General features: G+C 74.1%; 13 protein-coding genes and 1 riboswitch. Of the genes, 7 read left to right on the top strand and 6 right to left on the bottom strand.

Translation table 11 applies throughout. The annotated features are described in order from the left end of the window. The first annotated feature begins 5 nt into the window (after positions 1 to 5). The 7 genes from ABZ854_RS07900 to ABZ854_RS07870 all read left to right on the top strand — a co-directional run bounded on the left by ABZ854_RS07900 (position 6) and on the right by ABZ854_RS07870 (position 8,143). The gene (locus ABZ854_RS07900) at positions 6 to 1,238 is read left to right on the top strand and encodes a SidA/IucD/PvdA family monooxygenase (RefSeq protein ID WP_361205960.1); all 1,233 of its coding nucleotides are present in this window, start codon (positions 6 to 8) and stop codon (positions 1,236 to 1,238) included. Beyond that, positions 1,235 to 1,612, top strand: coding sequence for a cupin domain-containing protein (locus tag ABZ854_RS07895; protein WP_361205957.1), 378 nt, complete (start codon positions 1,235 to 1,237; stop codon positions 1,610 to 1,612). Before ABZ854_RS07900 ends, ABZ854_RS07895 begins: the two co-directional genes overlap by 4 nt. Continuing rightward, complete coding sequence (locus tag ABZ854_RS07890) at positions 1,605 to 2,708, top strand: FAD-dependent oxidoreductase (RefSeq protein ID WP_361205954.1); 1,104 nt, start codon at positions 1,605 to 1,607, stop codon at positions 2,706 to 2,708. The genes ABZ854_RS07895 and ABZ854_RS07890 overlap by 8 nt, the downstream gene beginning before the upstream one ends. Beyond that, positions 2,705 to 4,336 carry a class I tRNA ligase family protein gene (locus ABZ854_RS07885; protein ID WP_361205951.1) on the top strand — a complete coding sequence of 544 codons (1,632 nt, stop codon included), beginning with the start codon at positions 2,705 to 2,707 and terminating at the stop codon, positions 4,334 to 4,336. Before ABZ854_RS07890 ends, ABZ854_RS07885 begins: the two co-directional genes overlap by 4 nt. Beyond that, positions 4,333 to 5,598 (top strand): hypothetical protein, encoded by a 1,266-nt coding sequence (locus tag ABZ854_RS07880; protein ID WP_361205948.1) that lies wholly within the window; start codon positions 4,333 to 4,335, stop codon positions 5,596 to 5,598. Before ABZ854_RS07885 ends, ABZ854_RS07880 begins: the two co-directional genes overlap by 4 nt. Beyond that, positions 5,591 to 6,877, top strand: coding sequence for an MFS transporter (locus ABZ854_RS07875; RefSeq protein WP_361205945.1), 1,287 nt, complete (start codon positions 5,591 to 5,593; stop codon positions 6,875 to 6,877). The genes ABZ854_RS07880 and ABZ854_RS07875 overlap by 8 nt, the downstream gene beginning before the upstream one ends. A gap of 66 nt (positions 6,878 to 6,943) precedes the next feature. Continuing rightward, complete coding sequence (locus ABZ854_RS07870; RefSeq protein WP_361205942.1) at positions 6,944 to 8,143, top strand: low specificity L-threonine aldolase; 1,200 nt, start codon at positions 6,944 to 6,946, stop codon at positions 8,141 to 8,143. Between the two features lie 68 nt (positions 8,144 to 8,211). On the opposite strand, the gene ABZ854_RS07865 is transcribed toward ABZ854_RS07870, so the two are convergent. From ABZ854_RS07865 to ABZ854_RS07840, 6 genes are all read right to left on the bottom strand, one after another. Continuing rightward, the gene (locus tag ABZ854_RS07865; protein ID WP_361205939.1) at positions 8,212 to 8,943 is read right to left on the bottom strand and encodes a peptidylprolyl isomerase; all 732 of its coding nucleotides are present in this window, start codon (positions 8,941 to 8,943) and stop codon (positions 8,212 to 8,214) included. A gap of 104 nt (positions 8,944 to 9,047) precedes the next feature. Then, entirely contained in the window at positions 9,048 to 10,103 is a 1,056-nt protein-coding gene (locus ABZ854_RS07860) for an enoyl-CoA hydratase/isomerase family protein (protein ID WP_361205936.1), read from the bottom strand. Positions 10,104 to 10,198: 95 nt separating this feature from the next. Beyond that, the gene (locus tag ABZ854_RS07855; RefSeq protein ID WP_361205933.1) at positions 10,199 to 10,597 is read right to left on the bottom strand and encodes a (2Fe-2S) ferredoxin domain-containing protein; all 399 of its coding nucleotides are present in this window, start codon (positions 10,595 to 10,597) and stop codon (positions 10,199 to 10,201) included. 60 nt (positions 10,598 to 10,657) lie between these two features. After that, positions 10,658 to 10,780, bottom strand: a riboswitch (cobalamin riboswitch). A 194-nt stretch (positions 10,781 to 10,974) separates the two neighbouring features. Then, positions 10,975 to 13,923 (bottom strand): hypothetical protein, encoded by a 2,949-nt coding sequence (locus ABZ854_RS07850; protein WP_361205931.1) that lies wholly within the window; start codon positions 13,921 to 13,923, stop codon positions 10,975 to 10,977. Positions 13,924 to 13,925: 2 nt separating this feature from the next. Then, entirely contained in the window at positions 13,926 to 15,773 is a 1,848-nt protein-coding gene (locus tag ABZ854_RS07845; RefSeq protein ID WP_361205928.1) for an HSP90 family protein, read from the bottom strand. An 80-nt stretch (positions 15,774 to 15,853) separates the two neighbouring features. Next, a complete protein-coding gene (locus ABZ854_RS07840; RefSeq protein WP_361205925.1) occupies positions 15,854 to 16,837 on the bottom strand; it encodes a hypothetical protein in 984 nt (327 codons plus the stop codon). Positions 16,838 to 16,895: the final 58 nt, after the last annotated feature.

Raw genomic sequence — 16,895 nt, 5'->3', positions numbered from 1 at the left:
CCACCATGAACGCACACATACTCGACTACGCGGCCGTCGGCGTCGGACCCGCGAACATGAGCCTCGCCGCGCTCGCGCATCCCGTCGAAGGGCTGCGCGGCGCCCACCTGGAGCGCCGGGAGAGCTTCTCCTGGCACCCCGGACTGCTGCTGCCCGAGGCCACCCTCCAGGTCTCGCTGCTCAAAGACCTGGTGACGCTGGTCGATCCGACCAGCCCCTTCTCCTTCCTGTCGTTCCTCGCGAGCGAGGGCCGGCTCTACCGGTTCCTGGCCGCGGACTTCCCGGCCGTTCTGCGCGCCGAGTTCAACCAGTACCTCCAGTGGGTCGCCGGGCGGCTGCCGAGCCTGACGTTCGGGGCGGACGTGCACAGCGTGGACTTCCACGACGGGGCCTTCCACCTGCGCACCAAGGAGCGTGAGGTGACGGCGCGTCACCTCGTGCTCGGCACCGGGCTCACCCCGTCCGTCCCCGCGCCGTTCCGTCCCTTCCTCGGCCCCACCGTCTTCCACTCCGGGGAGTTCCTGCTGCGGGCCCCCGACGTGGCCGGACGACGGGTCGTCGTGGTCGGCGGCGGCCAGAGCGGCGCGGAGATCGTGCGCCACCTGGCGGCCGGCGCGGCCTCCCCCGAGAGCGTCACCTGGGTCAGCCGGCGCTCGTCGTTCCTGCCGATGGACGACTCGCCCTTCGCCAACGACCTCTACACACCCGACTACGTACGACGCTTCCACGCGCTGCCCGCCGGCGACAAGGCGCGGCTCCTGGAGCGGCAGAAGTACACCAGCGACGGCATCGACCTCCAAGTCCTCCAGGACATCTACCGGTTGAGCTACCGCGACGAGTTCGTCGAGGACCGTCCCGGCAGGCTGCGCTTCCTGCCGGACTGCGCGGTCACGGCGATCGAGGGCGGCCCCGACGAGTGGAAGCTCGTCGTCGAGTCCCCGGGCCCGGACGCGCCCGCCGTGCTCGCCGCCGACCTCGTGGTCCTGAGCACCGGATACACCTACGCGCTGCCGGACTTCATGGCTCCGCTGGACGCGCGGCTGCATCGGGAGGGCGGGACGCTCGTCGTCGGCGACGACTTCTCTCTCGCCTGGGACGGGCCTGCGGAGAACCGGATCTACCTTCAGAACGGCGCCCGGCACGCCTGGGGCGTCGCCGATCCCAACCTCAGCCTGCTCGCCTGGCGCAGCGCGGTCATTCTCAACAGCATGCTGGGCGAGACGAGGTATCCGGTATGACTGCCCGCCAGGTGCAGCAGTTCCAGGCCGAGGCGGCCGGTGCCCTGGTCCCCTTCGGTCCGACCGAGGTGGAACCCGACGGAGTGACCGTCGCCGAGGCGGACTTCGCCCGTTCGGTCTTCCCCGACGTGCCGTTCGAGGCGGCCCGCTTCACCGTGCCGACGGGCGGGACCAGTTCGCCCGACAGTCACGCGGTCCAGGAGATCTGGGTGGTCCACGCCGGATCCGGCACCCTGGAGGTGGACGGTGAACGGTCGCTCGTCGGGCCCGGCTCCGTGGTGGGCTTCGCCTCGCGGGCCGTCCACGAGATCTTCGCCGACCAGGGCGAGGAACTGGTCGTCTACTCCTTCTGGTGGTCGGCGCCCGATGAGTGAGCGCACCACCGGGACCGGCGAGGCGCCCCACTACGACCTCGCCGTCGTCGGCGCGGGCGCGGTCGGCGCCCTCGCCGCGTACTACGCCGTGCGCCGGGACCCGGGCCGCCGCGTCGCCGTGATCACTCACGCAGGACGGGGGACGGGCGCGACCCGGCTCTCGGCCGGGTTCGACACGCCCACGGGGCACAACCCGGCCCAGCGCGCCCTGGCCGCCCGCAGCACCGCGCTCTTCGACGGCCTCGCCACCGCACTCGGCGACGCCGGGCGCGCACCGGTCGACGTCCGGTGGCTGGTGACGCGCGAGAACACGGCCGCGCTCGACGCGACCATGGCCGACGGCGGCCGCACCCGCCCGGTCACCGGGGAGCAGCGGACCCTGCTCGACCGGACGTTCCCCGGGCTCGCCCACGGCGACGACCAAGCCCTGCTGGCTACGGCGCCCATGACGGTCGGTCGGCCGCAATGGCTCGCCGACCGGCTTCTGGACGAGGTCCTCGGCCGCCCGGGCAACCTCCTCTTGGAGGGCTTGCGGGTCACCGACGTACGCCGTGCGGGCGGGCGCGTCGAGCTGGTCGCCGCCGACGGCAGCCGGATCACGGCAGCCAAGGCGGTCCTCGCGCCCGGCCCCTGGGCCCTCGACGGCCCGGTGGCGGCCGCGGCCCGCGCGCGCGGGGCCCGGGTCAAGAAGGTGGTGGCCTTCCACGTCATGGTGCCGCCCCCGCCGGGCGCCCCGGCACTCGTCCTGGAGGACGCCGACGCCTTCCTGCTGCCCGACCGCCCCGGTGGCCGCTGGATCTTCAGCATCACCTCGCCGGACTGGGACCGCGGCCCCGGCGAACCGCTCGCCGTCGACACCCGCGACCGGGAACTCGCCCTGGCCCTGCTCGCCCGGCACGTACCGGGATTCCTGCCGCACCTGCTCGGCGGCCGGGTCTTCAGCGACTGCTTCACCCCCGGCCATGTGCCGGTCGTGGACACCGTCGGCGGCGCCGACGTGGTCATGGCCATCGGCGGCTCGGGTTCCGGCTACCGACTCGCCCCGGCCATGGCCGAGGACGCACTGGACCTGCTCGACGGGAGACCACGGACATGAGCCTGCTGACCGGGGACACGCACACCCCCCGGCACTACCTCCTGGTGCCGCCCGAGGCCACGCCCAACGGCCCCCTGCACCTCGGCCACATCGGCGGCCCCTTCCTGTGGTCGGACATGATCGCGCGGCATCTGCGGGTCCGGGGCGACCTGCCGTTGGTGATCACAGGCAGCGATGTGTACGAGTCGTACGTGACGCTGAGGGCGCACGCGGAGGACTCCACGCCCGGTGAGGTCGCCGCCCGCTACGGCCGTCGCATCCAGGACGACCTGGCCGCGCTGCGCATCGGCGTCGACGCGTTCATCGTCCCCGACCAGCAGCCCTGGCGAGAGCAGTTCGAGCAGGAGGTCACCGCCTCCGTCGAGCGACTGACGGCCCGGGGCGCGGTGCTGACGCGCACCGAGCGGGTGCCCCACTGCGCGGCGTCGGACCGCTGGGTGGTGGGCGGCTGGCTCCAGGGCCGCTGCCCCGACTGCGGTGCGGGCATCGCCAGTTACTTCTGCGAGGAGTGCGGTGCGCACTTCCTGCCCGAGTCGGTCGTCGAGCCGCGCCCCCTGCTCGACGAGGGGCCGCTGACCTGGCGGGAGATCTCCAGTCTCTTCCTGCGGCTGCCGGACCGCGACCTCCTGGACACCACACTGGCAGGGCTGGGCGTCGCCGACCGCTACCGGGCGACCGTGGCGCGCTTCCTGGAGCGCGACGGCCTGACCGTACGGCTGAGCGCCCCGCAGACGTGGGGCCTTCCGCTGCCCGCGTCCGAGCCGGACGTGCCGCGCGCCCTCTTCCCGTACGCCGGGATCTTCATGTTCGCGCGCCTCGCCGGCGCCGTCCACGGCCGGCTCTCCGGCACCGGCGTGAACGCCTTCGACCCGGACTCCGGGGTCACCACCATCACCACGCTGGGGATCGACAACGTGATCCCCACCCTGGTCTCGATCGTCGGCACCAGCCTGCTGTACGGCGACATGAAGCCGTACGACCGGTGCTTGATCAACAACTTCTACCGGCTGGCCGGGCGGAAGTTCTCCACCAGCGCCCGGCACGCCATCTGGGCGGCGGACATCGCCGCGTCGCCCGCCATCGGCGTGGACACCGTCCGCTATCACCTCGCCGGCGCCGATCTGGAGTCCGGGCCGGCCGGCTTCGAGCCGGCGGACTTCCTGCGGACCGCGAACGCCACGCTCGCCGACGGCCTCGGCAAGCGGATCGACGCCGCCTGGGGCCGGCTGCCCGACGGGCCGCCGCAGGCGCCCGCCCCGGCGGTGGCCCGCCTTCTGGAATCCCTGCTCGCCGAGCAGTCCGCGGCGTTGGACGGCACCCGTGTCTCGACCCCGCGCGCGGTCGCGGCGCTCGACCGCTGGTGCGCCGACGACGCGGTCGCCCACGCGGCCGATGACGGCGCCTACTGGTGGCTCAAGGGCCTGTCCCTGCTGGCGTTCCCGGTGATGCCAGACCTCGCCCAGCTTCTCTGGCAGCGCCTCGGCGGCACCGGAGAGCCGCGCGCGGCGGGCTTCCTCGCCAGGACCCCGGCCCACCGGGACCGGCCCGCGCCCGGCTTCGGCCGGGTGAGCGCCGCCGATCTGGACGCCTGCCTGCCCGACACCCTGCGACCGGGAGCGGACGCGTGAGAGACCGGACCACCCCGCTGTACGTCGTCCTCAACCGCTCCGGCGACGAGTTCGGCGAGTACCACCGCTTCCTCGACGGCCACCCCTGCCGGACGGTGTACGTCACGACGCCCGGCGGCCTGCCGGCGCTCGACCGGGACGGGGCGACCGAGGTCCATGTGCCCGACAGCCTCGCCCACGACGACCTGCTGCCCCTCCTACGGGAGATCGCGGACCGGCACGGCACACCCGAGGCCGTCTTCGGCCAGTCCGAGTACGACATCCTGACGGCCGCCCGGCTCTCTGCGGCACTCGGCGTCCCCGGCGGCTACGGTCCGGGCCTCGTCGAGCGGTTCAAGGACAAGCCGGCCATGAAGAGCGTGGTGGGCGCGGCCGGACTGCGGGTTCCGCGTTTCCGGCGCCTCGACGACGCGCCCACAGCGGAGGCGGTCCTCGACGCCCTCGGCGGTCTGCCCCTGGTCCTCAAGCCGCGCGCCGCGGCGGGCTCCCAGGGAGTCACGGTCGTCCGCAGCGCAGGCGAACTGCGCGAGGCACTCAAGGGCGTCGACCCCGAGACGTACGAGTGCGAGGAGTACGTCGACGGGGACATCTTCCACGTCGACGGCGTCCGCCGCTCCGGCCGCCTCCACTTCGTGACCGCTTCCCAGTACGTGAACACCTGCCTGGACTACGCGCACGGCCGCCCGCTCGGCTCGGTCCTGCTGGACCCGGGCGCCGAGCAGGACGAGCTCACCACGTTCGCCGACCGGTGTCTGGGGGCGCTCGGGCTGCGCGACGGCGCGTTCCACCTGGAAGCGATCCGGCGTCCGGGGGGCGAGCTGGTGTTCCTGGAGGTCGGGCTGCGGCCGGGCGGCGCGCAGGTGCCGTTCCTGCACGTCGACCTGTACGGCATCGACCTGTTCGCCGAGGCGTTCCGGGCGGCCCTGGGCCTGCCCCCGCTGTGGCAGCCGTCCGAACCGGCCGGGCCCCGGACCGGCGGCTGGCTCATCTACCCCGCTCCGCGCGAGCTGCCCGCACGGGTCGTCGCGCGGACCTCACCGAGAGCGGCCGTCCCCGAGGTCCACCACGAGGAACTGCCCGCGATCGGGCAGATCATCACCGGGCCCGGCAGTTACGACGAGGGCTGCGGGATCTTCCGGTTCCGGGGGCGGAGCGCCGCCGGGGTGCGGGCCGCCGTGCTCAAGGCGATGGAGGTGTACGGGCTGCGGACCGAGCGAGCCCGAGAGTCGGAGCGGGCCGAGGGAGCGGGGTCGCGTGGCTGAGGCGCGCCGGTACGGCGCCGTGCCGCGCGCCTGGTTGCGGGAGACCCTGCCGGCCGCCGGGAACGCGCGCGGGCTCGGCGTCCTGACGCTCATCCAGTCCCTGGGGCTTGGGGTGTTCCTCACCTCCAGCGCCGTGTTCTTCACCCGGACCGTGGGCATCCCCGCCCAGCGCGTCGGCCTCGCCCTGTCGGTCGCCGGGCTCTGCGGCCTGCTCTGCACCGTGCCCATCGGCCGGCTCGCGGACCGGCTCGGCGCGGGCCGGGTGCTCACTGCCAACTTCCTGCTCGCGGCGGCCGGTTTCACCGCGTACTGCCTGGTGGACGGCTTCGCCGCGTTCCTCGCGGTCGCCTGCGTCATCGCGGTCCTGGAGACCTCGGCGGGCGCACTCCAGGCGTCGCTCACCGACGCGCTGGTGGGCGAGGCGGAACGGGTCGGGGTGAGCGCCCAGATGCGCAGCCTGTTCAACCTGGGCTTCCTCGGCGGCGCCGCGCTGGCCGGAGCCGCCGTCGCGGCCGGCACCCCGACCGCCCTGTACGTCCCGGTCCTCGCCAACGCCGCCCTCCAGCTGGTCTCCGTCGGCGTGCTGCTCCGGATGCGGCTGCCCGCGGGCGCCGGATCCCGGGCCATCGCCGCCGAGGCGCAGGGCGGGGTGCTGCGCAGCGCCGCGCTGCGGGACGTGCGCTATGTGGGGGTCGCGCTGGTGTGCGGCGCTCTGGAGCTGTACCACCCGCTGCTGACGGTCGGTCTGCCGCTGTGGATCGTCACCGGCACCGACGCGCCCGCACTGCTGGTGTCGGGGCTGCTGATCCTGGACACCGTGCTGGTGCTGTTGTTCCAGGTCAGGGTCAGCAGGGGCGCGCACACCCCGGAGGCGGCGGCACGTATGCTGCGCCGGGCGGGGTGGGCGCTGGGGGCGTCCTGTCTGGTCTTCGCGATGAGCGGGGGGCACGGCGCGCTCCTGGACGGCGTGGCCCTGCTGGGCGGCGCGCTGGTCCTCGTCCTCGGCGAGCTGTACCAGGCGTCGGCGAGCTGGGGGCTGTCCTTCGGGCTCGCCCCGGCGGGCCGGCACGGGGAGTACCAGGCGGTGTTCTCCCTGGGGCGCGGGCTCCAGCAGTTCGCCGGGCCGTGGCTGATGACCTCCCTGGTCGTCGGCGCGGCGACGTCCGGCTGGCTGGTCCTCGCGACGCTCTTCGCCCTGCTCGGGCTCGCCGCGCCGCCGTTGGTGCGCGGCCTGGAGAAGTCCCGCGCGCGGACGGAGCCGGCGCCGGCGCCGACCTGAACCGGCCGGCCCCGTCCCGAACCCCATATGTCCCACCCGTCCGACCGAGACAAGTAGGCGAGCACCATGACCGTACAGCGACGACACGACCCGGACGAGCGCGGCTTCGCCAGCGACAACTACGCGGGCGCGCACCCCGAGATCCTCGCGGCGATCGCCCTGGCCAACGGCGGCCACCAGGTCAGCTACGGCGCCGACGTCTACACCGAGCGCCTCCAGGAGGTGGTGCGCGGGCACTTCGGCCCGACCGCGCACACGTACCCGGTCTTCAACGGCACCGGAGCGAACGTGGTCGCGCTCCAGACCATGCTCGACCGCTGGGACGCCGTGGTCTGCGCCGAGTCGGCCCACGTCAACGTCGACGAGGGCGGGGCGCCCGAGAAGGTCGCCGGGATCAAGCTCCTCACCGTGCCGGCATGGGACGGCAAGCTCACCCCCGAACTGATCGACCGTCAGGCATGGGGCTTCGAGGACGAGCACCGGGCCCGGCCCAGGGTCGTCTCGATCGCCCAGTCCACCGAACTCGGCACCTGCTACACGCCGGACGAGATCCGTGCGGTCTGCGACCACGCGCACGACCTCGGCATGCTCGTCCACCTGGACGGCGCCCGGCTCGCCAACGCCGCCGCCACCCTCGGCGTGCCCCTGCGGGAGATGACCACCGACGCCGGCGTGGACGTCCTCTCGCTCGGCGGCACCAAGAACGGGCTGCTCTTCGGCGAGGCGGTGATCGTGCTCAACGAGGACGCGGTGCGCGGCATGGCCCACCTGCGCAAGACGAGCATGCAGCTGGGCTCCAAGATGCGTTTCCTGTCGGTGCAGTTCGAGGCGCTGCTCGGCAGCGACCTCTGGCTCCGCTCGGCGGCCCGCTCCAACGCGATGACCCAGCGGCTGTACGAGGCGGTACGCGAACTGCCGGGCCTGGAGATCCGCCGCCCGGTGCAGGCCAACCAGATCTTCGCCGTCCTGCCGCCGGCCGTCACCGAGCGCCTCCAGAAGCGGTTCCGCTTCTACACCTGGGACGAGCGGGCCGGCGAGGTCCGCTGGATGACCTCCTTCGACACCACCGAGGCCGACGTGGACGCGTTCGCGGCGGCGATCGCGGAGGAACTGGCGGCGGAGCGGGGCGAGGGCCCGGCGGGCGCGCTGAGCACGGCCGAGCGCGAGGAACTGGTGCGACTGCGCCGTACCGTCCGCGAGATGGAGGAGACGATCGGATCGCTGGCGAAAGCGGTCGCGTTCTCCGCGAACGGCACGACGAAGTAGCGCCGTACGGTCCGCGTCGCGACCGCGCGGCCGGGCCGAGTCCCCCGGCCCGGCCGCGCCTTGCGTCGTCAGTGCCTGTGGGACTGGCGGACCCTGAGCAGTTCGGTCCGCAGGACGGGCGTGCCGTCGACGGGCGCCGGGTCGTCGGCGGTCGGTTCGACACCGCCGGCGGCGATCTTGTCGAGCGTCTTCAGGCCGGCGGCGCCGACGGTGCCGAAGACCGTGTAGTCCGGGCGCAGCGAGGAGTCGCCGTAGACGACGAAGAACTGCGAACCGTTCGTGTCCGGACCCGCGTTGGCCATCGCCAGCAGGCCGCGGCCGTAGAGGCGGCGGACGCCGGTCGGGTCGCTCGGTGCCGGCGGCAGGTCCACCGGCAGTTCGTCCTTGTACTTGTATCCCGGACCGCCCTCACCGGTGCCGGTCGGGTCGCCGCACTGCAGGACCTTCAGCGTCGGGTACGCCGTCAGCCGGTGGCACACCGTACGGTCGTAGAACCGGTGCCGTGCCAGGTGCAGGAAGCTCTGGACCGTGCACGGTGCCTCCGCACGGTCCAGACGCAGCGGGAGCGGGCCCTGGCTGGTCGGGACGGCCACGCCGACCGTGCCGTGCGCGGGGGTGTGCCGGGGGTCCGGCGGCAGGGGGACGGGGCGCGCCGCTGGCTCGTCCGGGGTCTGGGTGTACTGGCAGGGACCGTGCGTGGTGCGCGGCGGGGCGTCGGAAGCGGAGGCGGAGGCGGTGGTGCCGCCCCCGGACGCGACCAACGCCGCTGTCGCCAACGCGGTCATGAGAACTCGGTTCATGTCCTGCACACCCTCCAGAAGATCGTCAGCTTTCGGAGCGGTCGCAGTCTAAGGCGCGGCCCGGCGGGCGAGAACCCGCCCGCCGGCCATATCCGCCCCATCGGCTAGCCGGGTTCTGCGAGGCCGAGTTCGTGCTCGCCCAGCGGAGCGAAGAAGCGTTCGACGTCCGCGTCGGTCACCTCGGCCAGGGTGGGCGGCGACCAGCGCGGGTTCCGGTCCTTGTCGATGATCTGGGCGCGGATGCCCTCCACCAGGTCGGGGCTGCGCAGTGCGGCGCAGGAGACGCGGTACTCCTGGTCGAGGACGCGCTCCAGCGAGCCGAGACCCCGGGCGCGGCGCAGGGCGGCGAGGGTGACCTTGAGGGACGTGGGTGACCGGGTGAGCAGGGTTTCGGCGGCTTCCTTCGCGGCCGGGTCGTCGTACGCGAGGAGCCGGCCGACGATCTCCTCGACCGTGCCGGCGGCGTAGCAGGCGTCGATCCACTCGCGCCGGCCCGCCAACTCCCCTCGCGGCGGCGGCTGCACGCGGCCGGCCAGTGCGTCGGGTACGGGACTGTCGGCGAGGTCGTCCAGGAAGGCGTCCAGGGCGGTGGACGGCAGGTAGTGGTCGGCGAGACCGCAGAGCAGGGCGTCGGCGGCGCCGATCTGCTCGCCCGTCAGCGCCAGGTGCGTACCGAGTTCGCCGGGGGCCAGGGCGAGCAGGTGGGTGCCGCCGACGTCCGGGACGAAGCCGATGCCGGTTTCCGGCATGGCGATCCGCGACCGTTCGGTGACGACCCGGACGCTGCCGTGCGCGGAGATGCCGACCCCGCCGCCCATCACGATCCCGTCCATGACGGCCACGTACGGCTTGGGGTAGCGGGCGATGCGGGCGTTGAGGTGGTACTCGTCGCGCCAGAACGCCGCCGAGGCGGCGCCGTCGCCGTCGCGGGCGTCGTCGTGCACGGCACGGATGTCGCCGCCCGCGCACAGGGCGCGCTCCCCCGCACCCGTGACGACCACGGCCGCCACGGCCGGGTCGTGTTCCCACGCGGTCAGCGCCGCGTCTACGCGTCGGACCATCTCGTGGTCGAGGGCGTTGAGGGCCCTCGGCCGGTTGAGGGTGATGCGGGCGACCCGGCCGGTGGTGCGGAACAGGACGGGTTCCTCGGCGGCGCTCATCAAGACACCTCCGTCAGGTTCCGGGCCACGATGACACGCATGATCTCGTCGGTTCCTTCCAGGATGTGGTGGACGCGCGGGCAGTCGCGTGAGTCTCAGGGGTTCAGCGTGCGGCGCGGCGGGGTGAAGGTGTACAGGTCGAGGATGTCCGGCAGGGGTGCCACGCCCGGGCCGCCGGCCCGCACCCAGGTGACGATGTCCTCGGTCGCGTCCGGGTCGTTGACGAGACCGAGCCAGACCGGCCGCGCGCCGGCGGCCCGGCCCGTCGCGGAGGGCTGTACGACCATGACGTTGGCCTGGTCGCACACGTCGAGGCAGTCGGAGACGCGCACCGGCACCGCCGCCCGCAGCCGCGCGGTCTGAGCGGCGTGGTCCACCCCGGTCACCTTGGGGCTCCCGCAGCAGCAGTCCCGGCACACGACGACCCGGCACGGCACCGGTTGACCCACCTCCGCGGCCCCGCCCGGCGGCTCTTCCCACGGCTTCTCCGGCACGGCACACCACTCCCCTCCCGGGGAGATCCGCCCCGGGGTCGGTCGAGGAGGCGACCGCGTGAGTCTCCTGGCTCCCGGGTCGCCGCTCACCCCGCCTTCCCACCCCGGTCGGGGCGGTGGCCTGCCGGAACTCGCTCACCGGTCACAGTGGCGGGACCGCGCCGGATTCCCACCGGCTTCCTCGGACCGCCGTCGCCTGTTGTCACCGGTCATCATCTCACCGGGAGGGGCGGACCCCGCATCCGGCCGGTGTACGGGACGGCTCGGCCGGTGTACCGGACGGCTCGGCCGGATCAGCGGCCCCGCCCGACCGGATCGCGGACTCCGCCGGGCCGGTTCAGCGGCTCCCCCCCCCGCCGTGTCAGCGATCGGCGCCCTCACTCCTCGTCGCGCAGGCGGGCCGCCAGGGAGGTCAGTGGTTCGGTTTGCTCGGTGTGGCCGAGGGCGGTCAGGCGGGAGATGGCCGCGTCGAGGCGGGTGAGGGCGGGGGCCGGGCGTTCCAGGTAGACGCCCTCGACCGCGCCGGCGAGGCGGACGCACTCGGCCCACTCCCCGGCCCGCTCCTCGTCCGGTCCGGGCTCGCCGAGCAGGGTGAGGGCCTTCTCCAGGGCGGTGAGAGCGTCTTCGTAGGCGCCGGCGTAGGCGTTGACCCGTCCGTGCTCGTAGGCCAGCGCGGTGTCCAGGGAGCGGCCGCGAGCCTCGTACCCGGCCTCGCGGGCCTCGTCGGCGACCCGGCCGGCGTGGGCGAGGTACGCGAGGGCGTCGGTCAGGCCGTCGGCTCCCTCCCGCTGGGCCTGGAGGCGGGCGAGTTCCCGCAGGCAGTTGCTGAGCTGCTCGTAGCGCGGGGCCTCGGCGTGGGCGGCGATAGCCTGGTCGGCGGCCTCGCGGGCCCGGCCGAACTCGCCGGATTCGCCGAGGAGTACGGCCGTCTCCGCGGCGATCATGGCGTGGCTGCCGGGATCGTCGTCCCAGGCGGCCGACTCCGCGGCGAGGACGACGAACTCCGCCGTGGCGGCCTTGAGGTCCTCGCCCTCGTGCAGGGCCCGGGCGCGGATCAGGCGCAGTTGGGCGACGAGCCGGTCGTCCACTTCTCCCGCGGTGACGTCGGGTTCGGCGAGGAGGGAGTCGAGCAGCGCGATGCAGTCCTCGACGCGGCCGAGGTCCAGGGTGAGCTGGGCCGCGTTGCTGTAGGCGCAGAACGCGTCCGTACGGCTGCCGTGGCGCAGGTCCAGTTCGGCCGAGCGCGTCAGGTGGCGCAGCGCCTCGTCGGGGCGGCCCAGGCGCATCGCGGCCTCGGCCAGGCCGGCGTGGAGGCGGGCGGCGCCGACGGCGTCGGCCGGCCAGTCGGCGGCGAGGCGGAGACTCTCGGTCAGGTCGGCGTGCGCGGCCTCGGCGTCGTGGAGGCCGAGCTGGAAGCGGGCGCGCAGTCCGAGGGTGCGGGGCAGGTGCCAGCCGGGGCCGTCGGCCCTGAGCCGGTCGAGGAGGGCGTCGATCTCGGTGACGGCGGCGGGCAGGTCGCCGGAGATGGCGTGCGTGCCGGCCCGCAGCATCAGGGCGCCGGAGATCTGGCCGGCGATGTCGTGCCGGGTGGCGAACGCGTGCAGCGCGTCCACCTCGGCGCGGGCCGACGCGATGTGCTCCTCGCTCCGCGTGGTCTGCAGGCGCAGGCCGAGCGCGGTCGCCCGGAGCCGCAGCAGCCGGGCCTCCTGGTACGGGGCCAGGTCCGGCGTCTCCTCCTGGAGGCGGGTGACGGCCGCGTGGGCCTCGGTGAGCGCGGCGGCCTTCTCCTCGTCCGTGCCGGGGCCCTGCCCGGTGAGCTCGGCGGCGGCGAACGCGGCGCAGGCGCGGGCGACCGCCGCGTCACCGGTCGCGCCGGCCTCGTCGTACCGGGCGGCGGCCTGCTCCTGGAGCGCAGCCGCCGCGGCGAACTCGTCCTTCTCGCCGGCCCGGCTCGCCTCGTCGGCCAGCAGGTCCGCGCGGAGCCGGGCGAGCGGGCCGACGGCCGGGTCGTCGGGGTGGGTGTAGTCGGCGGCGGCGAGGAGTGTGCGCAGCCGCGCCCAGCAGGCCGTGGCGTCCGGGTGTCCCCCGGCGTCCAGGGCGCGGGCGCGGAGGACGAGTTCGGGCAGTGCCTCGGGTACGGCGGCTGCCGTGCGGGCGGTGGGCGCGGCGAGCGGGGCGGCCGTGACGTCCGGGGTGACGTCGTCGAGGGCGCGGGTGCGCAGGGTCAGTTCCAGGGCGTCCAGGAGGGGGGCGCGGTCGAGGCGTTCCCGGCGGCGGTCGGCGTGGGCGGTGGTGCCGTTGCGGCCGTCGAAGCGGGCGGCGAGGTCGTCGGCGCGGCCGTGCACCTCGACGCGCAGGGCGGACACCGTCCAGGCGCGGCCCGGGTAGCCGGCGGCGGGCAGGTGGCCGTGGCCGAGGGTTTCGACGCGCTGGAGGAGGACCTCGACGCCGGTGAGGAAGTCCAGCAGGTCGCGCGGCGAGTCGACCTCCTCGAACAGGTTGCGGTTCTCGGCGAGCAGTTCCAGGCCGCGTGCCTCGTTGCCGGTCAGCGCGCAGAACTCCAGGTGCCGGCCGACCTCTCCGGGCATCGAGGGGTTGCGGCGGCAGGCGCGGTAGCCGGCCAGGTGCAGTTCGCGGGCGCGGTCGGCGCGGCCGGTGCGCAGCAGGGGCAGCAGCGCGTACGACACGGAGCGGGCGGGTTCCTCCTGGCAGGACTCCTTGCCGGCGAGGACGGGCTCCCAGGTGTCCAGCGCGCGTCGGTCGTCGCCGGCCGCGAGGTGGTGGAGGGCGCGTTCGCAGGTCTCGCAGGCCTCGCAGTCGCTGAGCCGGGTACGGGCGCGGCCCGCCCACAGCTCGTAGGCGAGGGCGGTGTCCTCGCCCACGTGGGCGGCGAGCTGGTACGCCTGCCCGTAGTAGGGCTGGAGGCCGAGCCCGGCCCTCTCGTACCGGTCGCGCATCTCCGTCAGCCACTGGCGCAGGCTGGCCAGCGGGATCTCGGGCAGCGCGCGCAGGGCGCTGGCGACCCACTTGAACCGCCAGAACAGGGTGTGGCGCAGCCGCTCGTCGAAGACGTCGGGCTGCTCGTCGAAGAGGGTGAGCAACCGGGCGAAGACGACGGGTGACTTCCGGGGCTCGGAGCCGTAGGTGTACGCCTCCTGCAGTTCGAGGAGTGCGTGCACGAGCGGGCGGGGCTCGGCGAACTGCTCGGCGGCCTCGGCGAGTTCCTCGGCGGTGACGGTGCGGGTACGGCCGTAGGGGCGCCGGTCGTTCTCCTGGAGCGCCTGGTACAGCTCGTCCGAGCTCTGCGGATGGGGTGCGGTGGGCATCGTCAGCTGTCCTTGCGGAGGGCGTGGGCGAGGAGGTCGAGGAAGGAGCGGTTGATGAGGCTCGACTCGGCGGGCCTGAGGGGGCGCCGGGACAGCAGCGCGGCCTGCCCGTAGAGGGCTTCGGCGCTGGTCCGGGCCAGTTCGGGCTCGTCGATGGCGACGGCGGTGCGGACCAGCGGGTTGAGCTGGTTGAGGATCAGCTGGGCGCGGGGTGCCTCCTGGCGCAGGGCGCCGAGGATGTCGCCCCAGAGGCCGCCCTCCTGCTCGCGGGCGAGCTGGGAGCGGGTGCGCTCGTGCCGGGCCTCGCGGCTGTCGACCAGGAGGGCGGGTGCGGAGGCGGGCTGGAAGGTGCGCAGGGCGACGTCGCAGTCGAAGACGGCGAGGGCGTCGCGCGCCTGGGCGAGGTAGGCCGCGGCGGCCAGTTCCGTCTCCCGGTCGACGGGGTCGAGGTGCGCGGTGAGGGTCGCCGGGTCGAGGTCGGCGACGGTGGCCTCGGGCCTGATCTCCGGGAGCCGGTGGACCAGTTCACGGTCGTAGGTGTAGCCGCCGTTGACGACGCCGAGCCCGGCGGCCGAGGCGATCGCGGCGACCTGCCGGAACTCCTCCACGCTGGAGGTGACGAGCACGGTGCGGTGGGTGCGGGCGAACTCGTCGAGGGTGCAGTGCCCGTCGGTGGTCTCGAACGGCAGCCAGGGCAGCAGCATCCGCAGGATCTCGTCGTCGTGCACGGCGAGCGACTTCACGGCCAGGTGGTGGGCGTGCAGGAACCGGGCGAGCAGGTCCGGGTCGCTGGCGGCGGTACGGGCGATCCACGCGCGCAGCCGCTCGGCGAGGGCGTCGCGGACGGCCGCGAGGGTGTCGTCCTCGTACAGGGACTCGCGGGACGCCGTCGGGCGCAGGCTCTCGGCGTCGACGACGCAGCGGACGAAGAACGCCCACTCGGGCAGGATCTCCTCGGCCTGCTCGGACAGCAGCATGCCCTTGACGTGCACGCGGTGCCCGTGGCGCCGGCCGGCGGGTACCGCCTCGGGCAGCACGCAGGCGATACCCCTGAGGCCCACGGCCGGGAGGTCCAGCTCGATGGTGTCCAGGGGGGTGAAGCCGAGGACGTCCTCGCCGTACGCGGCGAGCGCGCGGGAGCGGGCTCCGGGGGTGGGGTACGTACGCGCCCAGGGTGCGGGCTCGGGGTTGACGGACGTGCCGGTGCCCGCGCTGTGGTCGGTGAAGGTCACCGGGTGGCGCAGCAGGGAGCCGAAGTGCCGCGCGAGCGCGTGCACCTGGGCCGGGCGCGTCCACTCTCCGGCGTCGGCGCGGGGCGTGAGCGTGACGGTGGTGCCGGGACGGGGGCGGCCGGACGCGGGCAGGGTGCGGACGGTGTAGCTGCCGTCGCCGCGGCCCCGCCACTCGACGGCAGGGGCGTCGGGGGTGCGGGCGGAGCGGCTCACGACGTGGATCTCGTCGGCGACGAGGAAGCAGGAGAGCAGGCCGATGCCGAACTGGCCGATGAAGTCGGCGCGCTGCTCGGCGACTTGCTCGGCGCGCTTGGAGCTGCGGCCGATCGTGGCGAGGAAGGTGTGCACGTCGGCCTCGGTGAGGCCGACGCCGTCGTCCTCGACACGGACCACCGTGTCGTCGGCGTACAGCCGGATGCCGAACGCGTCGGCGGGGGCGGCGGGTTCGAGGGTGTGCCGGGCGGTGAGCGCGTCGACCGCGTTCTGCATCAGTTCGCGCAGGTAGACGCGGGGGCTGGAGTAGAGGTGGTGGGAGAGGAGGTCGACGAGGCCGCGCAGGTCCACCTGGAAGGTGCGGTCGGCGCCGGCCGGGTTCGTGGGGGTGTCGGGCAGAGTCATCGGGCAGTCCGGGGGTGGCGTGACGGGAAAGGGAGGGGTGGGGAGGGGCGGGGTGGGGCGGTGCGGTGCGGGTTGGCGGCTCAGGCGTGGCGCGCGAGATAGGCGTACCGCTTCTCCGCGTTCGCCACGTAGCTCCAGGCCTCCGGGGTGTAGGCGCCCTTCAGCTCGCGGAAGACACGCGGGCACGTGTTGTTCTCGCCGGCCAGCGACAGCGCCACCGCGAACGTGTTGAAGTCGTGCTGCCAGCCCGGGCGGCGTTGGTGGGCGGGATGCAGGATGCTGCGCTCGGCGGCCTCGCTCAGCTCGGCCCTGACAACCGGGTGCTTGAGGCAGTCCGCGTCGTCGGACTCCATCCAGTCCTCGATGTGGGCGACGGCGACGACACAGCCGAGACGATGGCCGTCGGGGGCCCCGGCGAACGCCTTCCGGGCGAAGGCGAGGGCCTGCCCCGGCTCTCCGCCCCAGCGGGGCTGCAGTTGCGACACCCACTGGACGTGGGTCGCGAGGTCCAGCGGGTCGCGGCGCAGGGCGGCGTCGCGCCGGGTCTCGTTGACGGCGGGGCCCAGCGACATGCCGCGGCCGGAGGTGAGCAGGCGGCACCAGGGGCTGACCCACTCCGGCCGCAACTCGGCGGCCTTTAGGAGCTGCTCCTCGGCGATGACGAGCCGCTCGCGGAAGACCCGCCACTGTTGCGGGCTGACATCCGCGGCGCGGGCGCGGGTGCGGGCCTCCCAGCCCCAGCTGATGTACCGCGCCCCCGAGATCAGCAGGGCCGTCGCCCGATGCTCCTTGTCCTCCTCGACGGCCCGGCCGATCCAGTCCTGCACACCGGGCAGCTCGGCGAGTTCACCTAGGACCTGGTCGTCATGGCCCAGGTCGAAGGGGACGAGCGCCGCCTTGACCGACTCCCAGTCCCCCGCTTCGGCCGCGTGCACCAGGGTGAGGACTCGGGTGTCGCCGAGCGCCTGGAGCGTGTACATGCCGTTCTTCCTGCGCGGTGCGGGCAGCGCCCACGGATCCGCCTCCGGTCTTTGGCCGCCCCTGCCGAACAGCTTGCCGAACATGCCGCGCCCTCCCCTGGTCCCGCGTGATCGTTCGTGCAGCATAAGCGGCCCCACCGAC

The sequence above is a fragment of the Streptomyces sp. NPDC047028 genome, from assembly GCF_040644095.1.
Classification (GTDB): domain Bacteria; phylum Actinomycetota; class Actinomycetes; order Streptomycetales; family Streptomycetaceae; genus Streptomyces.
The sequence above is the reverse complement of the archived record's forward strand: the minus strand, read 5'-3'. Positions and strand labels throughout refer to the sequence as shown.

Bases quoted from the DNA above. Each gene is read 5' to 3' on its own strand.
- ABZ854_RS07850 (WP_361205931.1), bottom strand. From the start codon at position 13,923: ATGCCCACCGCACCCCATCCGCAGAGCTCGGACGAGCTGTACCAGGCG.
- ABZ854_RS07860 (WP_361205936.1), bottom strand. From the start codon at position 10,103: ATGAGCGCCGCCGAGGAACCCGTCCTGTTCCGCACCACCGGCCGGGTC.
- ABZ854_RS07845 (WP_361205928.1), bottom strand. From the start codon at position 15,773: ATGACTCTGCCCGACACCCCCACGAACCCGGCCGGCGCCGACCGCACC.
- ABZ854_RS07885 (WP_361205951.1), top strand. From the start codon at position 2,705: ATGAGCCTGCTGACCGGGGACACGCACACCCCCCGGCACTACCTCCTG.
- ABZ854_RS07840 (WP_361205925.1), bottom strand. From the start codon at position 16,837: ATGTTCGGCAAGCTGTTCGGCAGGGGCGGCCAAAGACCGGAGGCGGAT.
- ABZ854_RS07895 (WP_361205957.1), top strand. From the start codon at position 1,235: ATGACTGCCCGCCAGGTGCAGCAGTTCCAGGCCGAGGCGGCCGGTGCC.
- ABZ854_RS07865 (WP_361205939.1), bottom strand. From the start codon at position 8,943: ATGAACCGAGTTCTCATGACCGCGTTGGCGACAGCGGCGTTGGTCGCG.
- ABZ854_RS07890 (WP_361205954.1), top strand. From the start codon at position 1,605: ATGAGTGAGCGCACCACCGGGACCGGCGAGGCGCCCCACTACGACCTC.
- ABZ854_RS07870 (WP_361205942.1), top strand. From the start codon at position 6,944: ATGACCGTACAGCGACGACACGACCCGGACGAGCGCGGCTTCGCCAGC.
- ABZ854_RS07900 (WP_361205960.1), top strand. From the start codon at position 6: ATGAACGCACACATACTCGACTACGCGGCCGTCGGCGTCGGACCCGCG.